This is a genomic window from Bacillus sp. BF2-3 (assembly GCF_008368795.1).
Classification (GTDB): domain Bacteria; phylum Bacillota; class Bacilli; order Bacillales; family Bacillaceae_G; genus Bacillus_A; species Bacillus_A cereus.
On the sequence record NZ_QOSA01000036.1, the window covers coordinates 1 to 15,707 of the forward strand.

A 15,707-nucleotide genomic window follows, 5' to 3' on the forward strand; every position below is an offset into this window, starting at 1 on the left:
GTTTAGTTTTCAAAGTTCAACATCGCGTTTCAGCGACTTTTATAATATATCATACTATATTATTTTGGTCAACAAGTTTTTTTGATAAGTTGTATCTCTCATTTGCTGACTCTGCCTATTATATAGGCTTTCTCTTCCCTATGCAAGTATTATTATAAAAAAATAAAGAGAGGGAAAATCCCCTCTCTTATTCTTCTGAAGAAACCTCTTCACTCGTTTCTTCCTCTTCATCTTTTTGTGCTTTTGCTACCGTCGCTACCTCTTGGTCTTCCTCTAATCGAATTAGACGAACACCTTGTGTATTACGTCCCATTTGAGAGATTTGATCAACTGGCATACGAATAATAACGCCTGCCGCTGTAATTAACATAATATCTTCTTCACCTGTAACAGACTTAACAGCTACTAATTTACCGTTCTTATCTGTAATGTTACAAGTTTTCAGACCTTTACCACCGCGACTTTGCAGACGGTATTCATCAATCGGTGTACGCTTTCCGTAACCATTTTTCGTTACAATTAGAACATTTACATCCTCTTCGACAATTTCCATACCTACAACTTGGTCTTCATCGCCCAACGTAATAGCTTTAACACCTGCAGCATTACGTCCCATAGAACGAACATCTTGTTCATTGAAACGAATTAGCATACCGTTACTTGTCCCGACAATAATATCCTTATCACCCGATGTTAAACGTACAGATATTACTTCATCCTCTTCACGAAGAGAAATTGCAATTAAACCATTTGTACGTATATTTGCAAATGATGAAAGTGGCGTTCTCTTAGAAACCCCTTGTTTTGTCGTAAAGAATAAGAACTGATCGTCACCAAATTCACGAATCGGAATAATAGCGTTAATCCACTCACCCTTATCTACCCCTAATAGGTTAATAATTGGTAGTCCTTTTGCAGTACGACTATACTCTGGAATTTCATATCCTTTCGTACGGTATACTTTACCCTTGTTTGTAAAGAATAAAATATGATCATGAGTAGACGTTGTTAATAAATGTTCAACAAAGTCATCATCATTCGTACCCATTCCTTGCACACCACGTCCCCCACGGTTCTGTGTTTTGTACGTAGAAGCTGGTAACCTCTTAATATAACCGTTATGAGTTAACGTAATCGCAATGTTTTGTTCAGGAATTAAATCTTCATCTTCAATAAATTCCATACCACCAATTGTAATTTCTGTTCGTCTCTTATCATTGAAACGCTCTTTTACTTCTGTTAATTCTTCACGAATAATCTCAAGAACTTTTTCTTCATCTGCTAAAATCGCTTTTAATTCAGCAATTAACTTCATTAAGTCTTGATATTCTTGCTCAATTTTTTCACGTTCTAATCCAGTTAAGCGTTGCAGACGCATATCTAAAATCGCTTGCGCTTGTTTCTCACTTAAACCAAAACGTTCCATTAAGCCTTGCTTTGCAATATCTGCCGTTTTTGAACTACGAATTAACGTAATAACTTCATCAAGATGATCTAAAGCAATTCGTAATCCTTCTAAAATATGAGCACGTGCTTCTGCTTTTTCTAATTCATAAGCAGTACGTCTACGAATTACTACCTTCTGATGCTCTAAATAATGATATAGATTTTGTTTTAAATTTAGTACTTGTGGCTCCCCATTTACAAGAGACAACATATTAATGCCGAAACTTGTTTGAAGCGCTGTATGTTTATATAGATTGTTTAATAGTACGTTTGCATTAGCATCACGACGTACTTCCATGACAATACGCATACCATTACGATCTGATTCATCACGTAAATCTGTAATACCTTCAATTTTCTTATCGCGAACTAATTCTGCGATTTTTTCAATTAATCGCGCCTTATTAACTTGATAAGGTAGTTCAGTTACGATAATAGATTGTTTACCGTTTGACTTCTCTTCAATTTCAACCTTAGCACGAAGCATAATGGAACCGCGACCTGTTTCATAAGCTCTTCGAATTCCACTTCTTCCTAAAATTAAACCTGCCGTCGGAAAGTCTGGACCAGGAATATATTCCATCAATTCTGCGATAGTAATATCAGGATTATGACTTAATGCCAGCACACCATCAATTACTTCGCCAAGCTGATGCGGCGGTATATTTGTTGCCATACCAACAGCAATACCTGTTGTACCGTTTACTAATAAATTAGGGAAACGCGCTGGTAGTACTATCGGTTCTCTTTCGGAACCATCATAGTTATCTTGATAATCAATTGTATTTTTTGAAATATCACGTATTAATTCCATAGAAATCTTAGACATTCTTGCCTCTGTATAACGCATTGCTGCTGCTGAATCTCCATCTACAGAACCGAAGTTACCATGCCCATCTACAAGCATATAACGTTGACTAAAATCTTGCGCCATACGTACCATTGTTTCATAAACGGCTGAATCACCATGAGGGTGATACTTACCGATTACTTCACCGACAATACGTGCTGATTTCTTATACGCTTTATCAGCTGTAATTCCTAAATCATTCATCGCATATAAAACCCTACGATGCACAGGTTTTAATCCATCACGAACATCTGGTAATGCACGAGATACGATAACACTCATTGCGTAATCTAAAAATGAGGTACGCATTTCATGACTAATATTAATTTCTCGAATTCGTGCTTGTTGTTGATTGTCTGACATCAACGAGCACCTCCTCTTACATTTCCGTTACACATACATTGATTTATATGTAGAAGACAGGAATACTTAGATTCCTGTCATTACTCATTTAAATATCAAGGTTCTTCACGTATTTTGCATTCTCTTGGATAAAGTTACGACGCGGTTCTACTTTATCACCCATTAAAATTTCAAACGTTTCGTCTGCTTCTATTGCATCTTGAAGAGAAACTTGAAGTAACGAACGTACTTCTGGATCCATTGTCGTCTCCCATAGCTGAGTTGGATTCATCTCCCCAAGACCTTTATAACGTTGAATTCCTGGTTTCGGCTGGGCTGGTAGCTCAGCTAAGATTTTTTCAAGTTCCTTATCGTTGTAAGCATATTGAATTTTTTTACCTTGTTGTATTTTAAACAATGGCGGCTGTGCAATATAGATATAACCACACTCAATTATTTGACGCATATAACGATAGAAGAACGTTAATAATAGGGTACGAATATGTGCACCATCAACATCGGCATCGGTCATAATAATAACTTTATGATAGCGTGCTTTTTCAATATCGAAGTCTCCACCAATATTTGTACCGATTGCTGTAATAATTGTACGAACTTCATCATTTGATAAAATCTTATCTAAGCGCGCCTTTTCCACATTAATAATTTTACCCTTCAGCGGTAAAATTGCTTGGAAATGACGATCGCGTCCTTGTTTTGCAGATCCACCCGCAGAGTCACCCTCTACGATGTAAATTTCACTAATTGCTGGATCTTTCGAAGAGCAATCAGCTAATTTACCAGGTAAACTTGAAACTTCTAACGCACTCTTTCGACGTGTCAATTCACGCGCTTTTTTCGCAGCTACACGTGCACGTGCAGCCATCGTACCTTTTTCTACAATTTTTCGCGCTACATTAGGATTTTCTAGTAAGAACTTTTCAAATGCCTCTGAGAATACAGACTCTGTAATTGTTCTCGCTTCACTATTCCCAAGTTTTGTCTTCGTTTGTCCTTCAAATTGTGGATTTGGATGCTTGATTGATACAATTGCTGTTAAACCTTCACGAACATCCTCACCAGTTAAATTACTGTCCGCATCTTTTAAAATGCTATTTTTACGACCATAGTCGTTGATTACACGAGTTAAAGCTGTTTTAAAACCTACCTCATGTGTACCACCTTCATACGTATGGATGTTATTCGTAAATGAGTAAATATTATTTGTGTATCCTTCGTTATATTGAAGAGAAACCTCAACCTGAATACCATCTTTTGAACCTTCTACGTACACAGGCTCTTCATGAATCGGTTGTTTTGAGCGATTTAAATGCTCAACGTATGATTTAATTCCACCTTCGTAATGGAATTCTTTCTTTTGCTTATGTTCACGTTTATCTTCAATTGTTAATTTAATATTACGATTTAAAAACGCTAATTCACGCATACGAGTTGCTAGCGTATCAAAATCGTATACTGTTGTTTCTTGGAAAATTTCCGGATCTGGTTTAAATCGAGTTATTGTTCCTGTTTGATCGGTGTCACCAATGACTTTTAAATCCGCAACCGGAATACCTCTTTCGTATTTTTGGTAATGGATTTTACCTTCACGGTGTACAAATACTTCTAATTCTGTTGATAGAGCATTTACAACCGATGCCCCAACACCATGTAAACCACCAGAAACTTTATAACCGCCACCGCCAAATTTACCACCGGCGTGGAGAACAGTCATAATAACTTCTACAGCTGGACGTCCCATTTTTTCTTGTATACCAACCGGAATACCACGCCCATTATCCGTTACACGAATACTATTATCTTCTTCGATACTAACATTAATTTCATCACAATAACCTGCAAGTGCTTCATCAATACTATTATCTACAATTTCCCAAACAAGATGGTGAAGCCCTTTTCCACTTGTAGATCCAATATACATACCAGGGCGTTTCCGAACTGCCTCTAGTCCTTCAAGCACCTGTATCTGACTTTCATCATATGCATTTTCTTGCATTTGCTTTTGTTCCATTGACACAAAGATCACCTACTTTTCCATTTAAACAGGGGTTATTCCCTATCTATTTCACAATCTACAGTGCCGTTCGTTACATGAATTGTTTTCGCTTCTTTTAATGTTTCGTGTTCAATTCCGTCGACACTCGTCGTTGTAACAAATGTTTGCACTTTTCCTTGAATTGTATTTAAAAGATGTGATTGACGATAATCATCTAATTCTGATAAAACATCATCCAACAAAAGGATTGGATATTCTTTAACCTCTGAATAAATCAATTCAATTTCAGCTAATTTTAGGGATAGTGCGGTCGTTCGTTGTTGTCCTTGCGAACCAAAGACTTGAACATTTTTACTATTAACGAAGAATTGTAAATCGTCACGATGAGGACCAATTAAAGTCGTACCACGGAAAATTTCACGTTGTTTCACAGATTGAAAACTTTCATAGTATACTTCTTTTATTTTCGACAAATCCATTGATTCTGATACATCTACACTTGGTTTATAGACAATTTCTAACTCTTCTAATCCACGGCTTATACCTCGATGAATTGGAGCTGCCCATTCCTGTAGCAAATGCAAAAATTCAAAACGTTTTTGCAGTATTTTCGCACCATGCTCAATTAGTTGAAGTGTAAATACATCCAACATCGTTTCCTCATTCTTACTATTCCCTTGCATTTTTTTCAACAAGTGATTTCGTTGCGTGAGCACCTTTTGATATTGACTTAATTCATACAAATATACAGGAGCTATTTGTCCTAATTCCATATCTAAAAAGCGTCTTCTTACTTGAGGGCTTCCTTTTACAAGATTTAAATCTTCTGGGGCAAACATGACAACGTTCATCACGCCAATATATTGACTTAACTTTTGTTGTTCAAGTTGATTTAATTTTGCCTTTTTACCTTTTTTCGAAATATTTAATTCCAAAGACAAAGAACTGTTTCTTTTTTGTAATTTCCCTTTTATTTGACCAAAATCTTCATCCCAGCGGATAAGTTCGCGATCATTAGAGGTTCTATGAGATTTCGCCATCGCTAAAACATAAATAGCTTCCATCAAATTTGTTTTCCCTTGCGCATTTTCGCCGATAATTACATTTACCTTATCTTCAAAGGAAAGCTCTAATTTTTCATAATTGCGATAGTTTTTTAATTGTATTTCTGAAATAAACAAAGGGCTCCCCCTTTATGCCTGAACTTGGAAAGTTCCGCTTCCTGGAATTTCAATAACATCATTCGCATATAGTTTGCGACCTCTTCTATTTTCAAGTTCGTTGTTCACGTACACTTCATATTCTTGTAAAAACCATTTTACAGCGCCACCTGTATCAATTACATCAGCTAACTTTAAAAATTGTCCTAGTGTAATATACTCTGTTGAAATTTTAATACGTTTCATAAAATCGCTCACTTTCTGAAAGTGTTCATTCTTTCATTGTACTAAATAAACTAGCATTAGGAAAGTAATACCCAAAAATCAAATAAGGGCCACTAGCATCTTTAAACTAGCAACCCTTATTCCTTACCTAGTAAGTACGAACCGGTAAAATTAATTGAATAATTGAATCATCATTTACTGTACGAATTAAGAACGGTCTCATCGCCCCAGTAAAGCTAACTTTAATCTCTGTACTATCCAAAGCTTTCAATGCATCCATCATATATTTTGCACTAAAAGATATTTTTAACTCTTCTCCATCTACTTTTTCGCATTGTACTTCTTCGACAACTTTTCCGATTTCTGGTGAATTCGAAGAAATCTCTAGCATTTCTTGCTCTAAAGTTGATAATTTAACAACGTTATTGCGGCCATCTCTTGCTAATAGTGAAGCGCGATCAATTGCTTGTAGGAATTCTTTTGTATTCACAAAAATATCCGTTTTACTCTCTGCCGGAATTAAACGTGTGGTATCAGGATAATTCCCTTCTAACAATCTTGAGAAGAATAATAAATGTTTTGTACGGAATAATACTTGATACTCCGTAATAACGATATCTACCATTTCTTCAGACTCATCTAAAATTTTACTTAATTCATTTAAGCTCTTACCTGGGATAACAACATTAGCTTGGAATTCATCTGCAATATTATGTCCTTCAATTTTTGCTTTTCGAAGTGCCAGCCTATGACTATCTGTTGCAATACAAGTTAACTCGCTGTTATATACCTTCCAGTTTACACCTGTCAAGATTGGTCTTGTTTCAGAAGTAGAAACTGCAAATACAGTTTGTCTGATCATATGTTTAAGTAAATCTGTTGGTATCTTAAATACATGATGTTCTTCAATCTGTGGCAATAACGGATATTCTGCAGAATCTAAACCATTTAAGTTAAACTCTGATTTTCCAGATTTTATTTTTGTCATAAAATGATTTTCTACAGAAATTTCGACAGTGTCTTTAGGTAGTTTTTTTACAATCTCACTAAAATATTTTGCCTGTAAAACAATGCTTCCTGATTGAGCTATTTCTACGATTTCTTTTCCATCTTCTTCGACTGGAATAAACGATTCAATCGAAATATCAGCATCGCTTCCTGTTAATGTAACTCCTTCTTCAGTTGCTACAACTTTAATTCCCGTAAGAATTGGGATTGTTGTACGAGAAGAAACTGCCTTCATTACATCTTGTACACCTCTTACAAGATAGTCTTTTTGTATTGTAAAACGCATAAAGAAAAACCTCCGGTAAGTATAAGATTTTATTTAATTAATAAAGATAAAAAATAGTAGTAATAGTAATAGGGCTTGTGGATATGTGGATAACCCCGCTAAGGGATGTAAAAACAGTCTATCTACATGTGGATAGACTGTGCGTAAAACAAGGTAAGTTATTCACACTATTCAGCTACTACTTTAAAATACCATTAATTTCTTCAACTTGCTTTTGTAATTGCGTATCGGTTTTTAGTAGTTTAGAGATTTTTTCATGGGCATGGATAACTGTTGTATGATCACGTCCACCAAATTCTTCACCTATTTTTGGTAAAGAGGAATCTGTAAGCTCGCGCGATAAATACATTGCAATTTGGCGAGGAAACGCAACTGATTTTGTACGTTTTTTCGCTTTAAAATCTTCTAATTTCACTTGATAAACGTCCCCGACAGCTTTTTGAATATCATAAATAGAGATAATTTTCGGCTTAGAATTTGGAATAATATCTTTAAGTGCTTCAGCTGCTAAATCAGCATTAATATCTTTATTAATTAAAGATGAATAAGCTACAACTCGGATAAGTGCACCTTCTAATTCACGAATATTTGAATCAATTTGATTTGCGATATAAAGCATAACTTCATTTGGTATATCAAGCCCTTCAGCTTTTGCTTTTTTGCGTAAAATCGCAATTCGTGTCTCTAAATCTGGCGGCGTAATGTCTGTAATAAGTCCCCATTCAAAGCGGGAACGAAGACGATCTTCTAAAGTTGGAATTTCTTTTGGTGGTCGGTCACTAGAAATTACAATTTGTTTACTTTCTTCGTGTAATGCATTAAATGTATGGAAAAACTCTTCTTGAGTCTGTTCTTTTCCAGCAAGAAATTGAATATCATCTATCAATAAAACATCTACGTTACGATATTTATTACGAAAATCAACAGCTTTATTATCACGAATAGAGTTAATAAATTCATTTGTAAATTTTTCTGATGATAAATATACAACTTTTGCATTTGGATTATGTTCAATTACATAATGACCAATTGCGTGCATTAAATGTGTCTTTCCAAGTCCAACTCCCCCGTAAATAAAGAGTGGATTATACGCTTTAGCTGGCGCCTCAGCTACAGCTAATGAAGCTGCATGGGCAAAACGGTTACCAGAGCCAATAACAAATGTATCGAATGTATATTTTGGATTTAACATGCTCTGTGGTAAATGAGCTGAATCATCTTGTGCTGGATTCGGCTTAACTGGAGGCAGATCAATGTCCTCTTCAGCTTGACTTTGGGGAATAATAAAGCGAATTGCTAATTTTGCCCCTGTTAAATCGTATAGTGTTTCTGAAATTAGTTCGGAGTAATGAGATTCTAGCCAGTCACGAGCAAATTCATTCGGAGCTGTAATCGTTAATACGTCTTTCTTCAAGTTATGAGCCGTTGTGGATTTTAACCATGTCTCATAACTAGGCTTGCTTACCTTTTTTTCTAATTCTTTTAAGGCACTATTCCATAAATCAGAGATATTTTCCAAAGGTGTCCCTCCTTTACTAAGTTGGTAAAAGAATAAGGTTGCGCAACAAATGTACAACCTAATAAATATAAAATGTATATTTATACGAAACGTATTTTAAAACCTAAAAACGTCGTTTGTATATGAGATAGGGTTTTCGACAAAAAAAGCAAATGTGGACAACTATTTACCCACATGTGATTAAAACTGTCCACATGTTATACACAAATTGTGGATAAGATAAAGATGTGGAAAACTTATTCAAAGTGAAAACACAACTATAATATCAAAAAAAAGTGGCTATAGCAATGAATTTAAGAAAGTTATCCACAAAATCAATACCTTGTGGAATAAACTTGTCCACAACACGATATACTGTGTAAAAGTGCGAAAAAAGTTTGTGGATATAAAAAGCGCGAAAAAATATTTATCCACAAGGAAATATAGGTGCTGTGAAAAAGTATGTGAATAGGTTCAAAATGAATATTTGATGAAAATTTCTAGAACCATTGACATTTTCCTAGTTAATTAACTATAATTTATAGGACTGTCTTTAACAGATATTCCTCAGGGAGGTGTCATATAATGAAAAGAACTTACCAACCAAATAAACGTAAGCGCAGCAAAGTACATGGTTTCCGCAGCCGTATGAGCACAGCGAACGGACGTAAAGTGCTAGCAGCTCGTCGTCGTAAAGGAAGAAAAGTATTATCTGCGTAGACCACTGATCGTTCAGTGGTCTTTTTTTCTAATAATAGTGAATTTCCGCTGATGAAATACAGGAGTGTCAATTGATATGAAGAAAAAACATCGTATAAAGAAGAATGATGAATTCCAGGCGGTTTTTCAAAAAGGAAAATCAAATGCAAATCGTCAGTTTGTTGTATACCAATTAGATAAAGAAGAACAGCCAAACTTTCGCATCGGCCTTTCTGTTAGCAAGAAAATAGGAAATGCAGTAGTTCGTAATCGAATTAAGCGCATGGTCCGTCAGGCTATTACAGAGTTAAAAGATGAGATAGCTTCTGGAAAAGATTTTGTTATAATAGCAAGGAAGCCTTGTGCAGAGATGACATATGAAGAAGTAAAGAAAAGCTTAATTCATGTCTTTAAACGCTCTGGTATGAAAAGAATAAAAAAGTAGCGTAAGGAAATGAATTACACTATATACATACCGATACAAGGAGGAGTAGGCTTTGAAAAAGAAATTAGGTTTACTAGCCATGCTTATTGCATTAATGGCGATTACTGCTGGCTGTAGTGAAGTAAATCAGCCAATTACACCAAAAAGCACTGGAATTTGGAATGAATACTTCGTATACCCGCTTTCTCAGTTAATCACGTATTTTGCAAACTTATTTAACAGTAATTATGGTTTAGCAATTGTTGTTACGACTCTTATCATTCGTTTTGCGTTATTACCATTAATGATTAAACAAACGAAGAGTACGAAAGCGATGCAAGCGTTACAACCGGAAATGGTGAAGTTAAAAGAGAAATATAGCTCTAAAGATCAAGCGACACAGCAAAAACTGCAGCAAGAAATGATGCAGTTATACCAAAAAAATGGTGTAAATCCATTAGCTGGTTGTTTACCAATCTTTATTCAAATGCCAATTCTGTTCGCTTTTTATCATGCAATTATGAGAACAGCTGAAATTAAACAACATAGTTTCTTATGGTTCGATTTAGGACATGCAGACCCGTTCTATATCTTACCAGTCGTTGCAGCAATTACGACATTTATTCAGCAAAAGCTTGCAATGGCAGGAACAGCTGGTCAAAATCCACAAATGGCAATGATGCTTTGGCTTATGCCGATTATGATTTTAATCTTTGCAATTAACTTCCCAGCTGCATTATCACTTTACTGGGTTGTTGGTAATATCTTTGGTATTGCTCAAATGTACTTTATTAAAGGGCCAGAGATTAAGGCTAGTAAGGCTGGTAAGGCTGGAGGCTCAAGCAAGTGAGTGTAATTACTGCTAAAGGACAAACAGTCGAGCTGGCAGTAGAGGATGCTTTAAGGCAATTAAATACATCAAAAGATCGAGTAGATATAAATATTGTCGATGAGGGTAAAAGGGGATTCTTAGGTTTATTTGGGAATCGCCCTGCAGTAGTAGAAGTTGTATTGAAGAAAGATCCAATTCAAGAATGTGAAGAATATTTAAGAAATGTTATTCACGATATGGGTGTGGAAGTCGAGATTAGTAAAATTGTAAAAGGACGCGAAATAGAATTTACAATTTCTGGTGATAATGTAGGTGTTTTAATTGGGAAAAGAGGTAATACATTGAACTCTTTACAGTATTTAACAAAACTTATCGCGAATCGTAACACGAAGCAGTATATCGGTATTACACTAGATGCTGAAAATTATCGTAGTAAAAGAAAAAGTACGTTAGAATCACTTTCTTATCGATTAGCGAAACAAGTATTTAATACGAAAAAAAGAGTTATTTTAGAACCGATGCCATCTTTTGAACGAAAAATTATTCATCAGGCATTATCAAATCATCAAGGTATCAATACAACTTCTGAAGGAAATGAACCACATCGGCATGTTGTAATATCTCCTAAATGACCGGTTGCTCAAATGAGTGCCGGTTTTTTTGAGCGGAAAATAGATGTGGATAACTAAAAAACACTAAACTTATCCACTGTGAATAAGTTTAGTGTTTTTTACATGGGGATATAATAAAATGAGTTATTCTTCTTTTGTAGATAGGTTCGTTATGGTATCCTAATAATTTAGTGAAAGAAATAATCATGTTGAAATAGAGATAAATAAGCAAGTGAGGTGAAAGGACATGGAATTTGATACAATTGCTGCGATTTCCACAGCGCTTGGAGAGGGTGCAATTGCCATTGTTCGAGTAAGTGGGGATGATGCGGTTGAGAAAGTTGATCGTATTTTTAAGGGGAAGGATTTAACAGAGGTTCCTTCTCACACTATTCATTATGGTCATATTGTTGATTTAGATACAAATCAAGTTATTGAAGAAGTCATGGTGTCTATTATGCGCGCACCAAGGACTTTTACACGTGAAAATATAGTGGAAATTAACTGTCACGGTGGACTTGTTTCAGTAAATAAAGTATTGCAACTTATTCTAGCACAAGGAGTACGATTGGCAGAACCGGGCGAATTTACAAAACGTGCTTTTTTAAATGGACGTATCGACTTATCACAAGCAGAAGCTGTTATGGATTTGATTCGAGCAAAAACAGATCGTGCGATGAATGTAGCAATTAATCAAATGGAAGGGCGATTATCTAAATTAATTGGTCTTTTGCGTCAAGAAATATTAGAAACATTAGCTCATGTTGAGGTAAATATAGATTATCCAGAATACGATGATGTAGAAGAGATGACACATAATATTTTAATTGAGAAAGCGACGCATGTTCGTTCGGAAATCGAAAAAATATTAGAAACATCAAAACAGGGGAAAATTTTACGTGAAGGTATTGCTACAGCAATTATCGGTAGACCTAACGTTGGGAAATCATCGTTATTAAATAGTCTTGTTCAGGAGAAAAAGGCAATTGTAACTGATATTGCAGGAACAACTCGTGATGTTATTGAAGAGTACGTTAACGTGCGTGGTGTACCTCTTAAACTTATAGATACAGCCGGTATTCGGGAGACAGAAGATGTTGTTGAACGAATTGGTGTGGAACGTTCAAAAGAAATGATGAGCCAAGCGGATTTAGTATTAGTTGTTGTCAACTATAGCGAGGCTTTAACAAATGAGGATGAAGATCTATTCCGTGCGGTACAAGGAAAAGACTTTATTGTTATTGTGAATAAGACTGATTTACCGCAAGCGATTGATATGGAACGTGTTACAGAGTTAGCCGCGGGAAATCGTGTTATTACAACATCCTTAATTGAGGAACAAGGAATAGATGAACTCGAAAAGGCAATAGCTGATTTATTCTTTGAAGGAACAATCGATTCTGCAGATATGACATATGTTTCTAATGCGAGACATATTGGATTATTAACACAAGCAGGAAAAACAATCGGTGATGCAGTTGAGGCGATTGAAAATGGTGTACCAATTGATATGGTACAAATTGATTTAACAAGAACGTGGGAAATACTTGGTGAAATTACTGGGGACACAGTGCATGAAAGCTTAATTGACCAGTTGTTCTCTCAATTTTGTTTAGGAAAATAATATAGTGAAGTTGTAGAAAGATAGAGATTATTAGGAGGAATAAACAATGGGATACAATGCCGGTTCATACGATGTCATAGTAATCGGTGCAGGTCATGCAGGATGTGAAGCTGGTCTTGCGGCAGCACGAATGGGCTCAAAAACATTAATGTTAACAATTAACTTGGATATGGTAGCATTCATGCCATGTAACCCTTCTGTTGGTGGACCAGCAAAAGGGATTGTTGTTCGTGAAATTGATGCATTAGGCGGAGAAATGGGACGTAATATTGATAAAACTCATATTCAAATGCGTATGCTAAATACAGGTAAGGGACCAGCCGTACGTGCACTTCGAGCGCAAGCTGATAAATTCGCTTACCAACATGAATTAAAGAAAACAATTGAAGAAACACCAAACTTAACGTTGTTCCAAGGAATGGTAGAGCGTTTAATCGTTGAAGAAGGTGTATGTAAAGGGGTAGTTACACAAGCTGGTGCAGAATATACAGCAAAAACCGTTGTAATTACAACTGGAACATTTTTACGCGGCGAGATTATCATGGGTGACTTAAAATATTCAAGCGGTCCAAATAATCAGCAACCGTCTATTACATTATCTGAGCATTTAGAGGAACTTGGATTTGATCTTGTTAGATTTAAAACAGGGACACCTCCGCGTGTAAACAGTAATACAATTGACTACAGTAAAACAGAAATTCAACCAGGTGATGATAAGCCACGTGCGTTCTCTTTTGAAACAACGAAATTTATTATGGATCAAATTCCATGTTGGTTGACATATACAAGTACAGAAACACACCGTTTAATAGATGAAAATTTACATCGTTCAGCTATGTATTCTGGTATGATTAAAGGAACAGGCCCTAGATACTGTCCTTCTATTGAAGACAAAGTAGTAAGATTTAATGATAAACCACGCCATCAAATTTTCTTAGAGCCAGAAGGGCGTAATACACAAGAAGTATATGTACAAGGTTTATCCACAAGCTTACCAGAAGATGTACAACGTGACATGCTTAGAACAATTCCAGGCCTAGAAAATGTTGAAATGATGCGTACAGGTTATGCAATTGAATATGATGCAATTGTGCCAACACAACTATGGCCAACACTTGAAACGAAAAAGATTAAAAATTTATATACAGCAGGACAAATTAATGGAACTTCTGGTTACGAAGAGGCGGCAGGACAAGGGCTTATGGCTGGAATTAATGCAGCATGCCGTTCTTTAGGTAAAAAAGAAGTTGTTTTAGGTCGCGAGGATGCTTATATTGGCGTCTTAATTGATGATCTTGTAACGAAAGGTACAAATGAACCATATCGTTTATTAACGTCTCGTGCAGAATACCGTCTATTATTACGCCACGATAATGCTGATCTTCGTTTAACTGAAGTTGGTCGTGAAATTGGATTAATTAAAGAAGAGCGCTATGAGCGATTTACAAATAAAAAATTACAAATTGAACAGGAAAAGGAACGTTTAAGCAGCATTATTATTAAACCACGTCCTGAAGTTCAAGAATTAATTCGCAATATTGGCGGAAGTGAATTGAAAGATGGAATACGTGCAAGTGACTTATTACGTCGTCCAGAGATGACATATGAGCATATTCATCTTTTAGTACCAAGTGAAGTAGAATTAAGTGATGAAGTTAAAGAACAAGTTGAAATTCAGATTAAGTATGAAGGGTATATTGAAAAATCTTTACAGCAAGTAGAGCGTATGAAGAAAATGGAGAGTAAAAAAATCCCTGTAGATATTGATTATGATGCGATTTCTAGCCTTGCTTCAGAAGCTAGACAGAAATTGAAAGATGTTCGTCCACTTTCAATGGGGCAGGCTTCACGTATTTCTGGCGTAAATCCAGCGGATATTTCCATTTTACTTGTGTATATAGAACAAGGAAAAATTGCACGCGTATCGAACCAATAAATAGTAAGGAGATATTGCTAGATGAACATAGAACAATTTCAATCTATGCTAGAAGAGAAGGGAATCACCCTCTCTTCTAGACAGTTAGAGCAGTTCAAAATCTACTTTGAAACATTAGTAGAGTGGAATGAAAAAATGAACTTAACGGCTATTACAGAAAAAGAAGAAGTATATTTAAAACACTTTTTTGATTCCATTACAGCTGCTTTTTATTATGATTTTTCAAAACCATTCTCAATTTGCGATGTTGGTGCAGGGGCTGGATTCCCAAGTATTCCTTTAAAAATTTGTTTCCCGCATTTAAAAGTAACAATTGTAGATTCGTTGCAAAAACGTATTAATTTCTTAAATCACTTAGCCCAAAAGTTAGAATTAAGTGATGTTGCATTTTGTCACGATCGTGCTGAAACATTTGGGAAAAAAGAAGGTGTACGTGAATCATACAATATTGTAATGGCACGTGCAGTTGCGCGTCTTTCTGTATTAAGTGAGCTATGTTTACCGCTTGTAAAAGTTGGAGGAACATTCATTGCAATGAAAGGTGCAGCAGCAAACGAAGAAATTGAAAATGGCAAGTATGCTTTAGAGGTGCTAGGCGGAGAGTTAAAAGAGATGTCTACGTTCCAATTGCCATTTGAAGAGAGTGAACGTAATATTTTATTAATCGAGAAAAAGCGCAAGACACCAAAGAAATATCCACGCAAACCGGGAACACCCAATAAATTACCTATTGAAAAATAAATCTTATT

13 protein-coding genes are annotated in these 15,707 nt (G+C 35.6%); 7 read left to right on the forward strand and 6 right to left on the reverse strand.

Features of this window, described 5'->3' with window-relative positions; genetic code table 11:
- Positions 1–187 precede the first annotated feature (187 nt).
- The 6 genes from gyrA to dnaA form a co-directional block, all read right to left on the reverse strand.
- Entirely contained in the window at positions 188–2,659 is a 2,472-nt protein-coding gene (gyrA, locus tag DN401_RS22740) for a DNA gyrase subunit A (RefSeq protein ID WP_001282864.1), read from the reverse strand.
- An 88-nt stretch (positions 2,660–2,747) separates the two neighbouring features.
- Entirely contained in the window at positions 2,748–4,670 is a 1,923-nt protein-coding gene (gene gyrB / locus DN401_RS22745) for a DNA topoisomerase (ATP-hydrolyzing) subunit B (protein ID WP_000435982.1), read from the reverse strand.
- Positions 4,671–4,708: 38 nt separating this feature from the next.
- Positions 4,709–5,836, reverse strand: coding sequence for a DNA replication/repair protein RecF (gene recF, locus DN401_RS22750; RefSeq protein WP_000470745.1), 1,128 nt, complete (start codon positions 5,834–5,836; stop codon positions 4,709–4,711).
- Positions 5,837–5,848: 12 nt separating this feature from the next.
- Positions 5,849–6,061: a S4 domain-containing protein YaaA gene (yaaA, locus tag DN401_RS22755; RefSeq protein WP_000821364.1), complete on the reverse strand. Its 213-nt coding sequence runs from the start codon at positions 6,059–6,061 to the stop codon at positions 5,849–5,851.
- A 127-nt stretch (positions 6,062–6,188) separates the two neighbouring features.
- Positions 6,189–7,334: a DNA polymerase III subunit beta gene (gene dnaN, locus DN401_RS22760; RefSeq protein WP_001212884.1), complete on the reverse strand. Its 1,146-nt coding sequence runs from the start codon at positions 7,332–7,334 to the stop codon at positions 6,189–6,191.
- A 178-nt stretch (positions 7,335–7,512) separates the two neighbouring features.
- Positions 7,513–8,853: a chromosomal replication initiator protein DnaA gene (gene dnaA, locus DN401_RS22765; protein WP_000428017.1), complete on the reverse strand. Its 1,341-nt coding sequence runs from the start codon at positions 8,851–8,853 to the stop codon at positions 7,513–7,515.
- 564 nt (positions 8,854–9,417) lie between these two features.
- On the opposite strand from dnaA, the gene rpmH reads away from it, so the two are divergent.
- The 7 genes from rpmH (at position 9,418) to rsmG (ending at position 15,699) form a co-directional block, all read left to right on the forward strand.
- The gene (rpmH, locus tag DN401_RS22770) at positions 9,418–9,552 is read left to right on the forward strand and encodes a 50S ribosomal protein L34 (protein ID WP_000831901.1); all 135 of its coding nucleotides are present in this window, start codon (positions 9,418–9,420) and stop codon (positions 9,550–9,552) included.
- Between the two features lie 76 nt (positions 9,553–9,628).
- Positions 9,629–9,976 (forward strand): ribonuclease P protein component, encoded by a 348-nt coding sequence (rnpA, locus tag DN401_RS22775; protein WP_000726619.1) that lies wholly within the window; start codon positions 9,629–9,631, stop codon positions 9,974–9,976.
- Positions 9,977–10,028: 52 nt separating this feature from the next.
- Positions 10,029–10,805, forward strand: coding sequence for a YidC family membrane integrase SpoIIIJ (gene spoIIIJ / locus DN401_RS22780; RefSeq protein WP_000727734.1), 777 nt, complete (start codon positions 10,029–10,031; stop codon positions 10,803–10,805).
- Positions 10,802–11,419: an RNA-binding cell elongation regulator Jag/EloR gene (gene jag / locus DN401_RS22785; protein WP_000111515.1), complete on the forward strand. Its 618-nt coding sequence runs from the start codon at positions 10,802–10,804 to the stop codon at positions 11,417–11,419. The genes spoIIIJ and jag overlap by 4 nt, the downstream gene beginning before the upstream one ends.
- A 226-nt stretch (positions 11,420–11,645) precedes the next feature.
- The gene (gene mnmE / locus DN401_RS22790; RefSeq protein ID WP_000393757.1) at positions 11,646–13,022 is read left to right on the forward strand and encodes a tRNA uridine-5-carboxymethylaminomethyl(34) synthesis GTPase MnmE; all 1,377 of its coding nucleotides are present in this window, start codon (positions 11,646–11,648) and stop codon (positions 13,020–13,022) included.
- Between the two features lie 46 nt (positions 13,023–13,068).
- Positions 13,069–14,958 (forward strand): tRNA uridine-5-carboxymethylaminomethyl(34) synthesis enzyme MnmG, encoded by a 1,890-nt coding sequence (gene mnmG, locus DN401_RS22795; protein ID WP_000541031.1) that lies wholly within the window; start codon positions 13,069–13,071, stop codon positions 14,956–14,958.
- A gap of 21 nt (positions 14,959–14,979) precedes the next feature.
- The gene (gene rsmG, locus DN401_RS22800) at positions 14,980–15,699 is read left to right on the forward strand and encodes a 16S rRNA (guanine(527)-N(7))-methyltransferase RsmG (protein WP_001019632.1); all 720 of its coding nucleotides are present in this window, start codon (positions 14,980–14,982) and stop codon (positions 15,697–15,699) included.
- Positions 15,700–15,707 lie beyond the last annotated feature (8 nt).

Excerpts from the sequence above, each read along its gene's own strand:
- gyrB (WP_000435982.1), bottom strand. The coding sequence starts at position 4,670 with ATGGAACAAAAGCAAATGCAAGAAAATGCATATGATGAAAGTCAGATA.
- rpmH (WP_000831901.1), top strand. The coding sequence starts at position 9,418 with ATGAAAAGAACTTACCAACCAAATAAACGTAAGCGCAGCAAAGTACAT.
- dnaN (WP_001212884.1), bottom strand. The coding sequence starts at position 7,334 with ATGCGTTTTACAATACAAAAAGACTATCTTGTAAGAGGTGTACAAGAT.
- rsmG (WP_001019632.1), top strand. The coding sequence starts at position 14,980 with ATGAACATAGAACAATTTCAATCTATGCTAGAAGAGAAGGGAATCACC.
- yaaA (WP_000821364.1), bottom strand. The coding sequence starts at position 6,061 with ATGAAACGTATTAAAATTTCAACAGAGTATATTACACTAGGACAATTT.
- rnpA (WP_000726619.1), top strand. The coding sequence starts at position 9,629 with ATGAAGAAAAAACATCGTATAAAGAAGAATGATGAATTCCAGGCGGTT.
- mnmG (WP_000541031.1), top strand. The coding sequence starts at position 13,069 with ATGGGATACAATGCCGGTTCATACGATGTCATAGTAATCGGTGCAGGT.
- gyrA (WP_001282864.1), bottom strand. The coding sequence starts at position 2,659 with ATGTCAGACAATCAACAACAAGCACGAATTCGAGAAATTAATATTAGT.
- mnmE (WP_000393757.1), top strand. The coding sequence starts at position 11,646 with ATGGAATTTGATACAATTGCTGCGATTTCCACAGCGCTTGGAGAGGGT.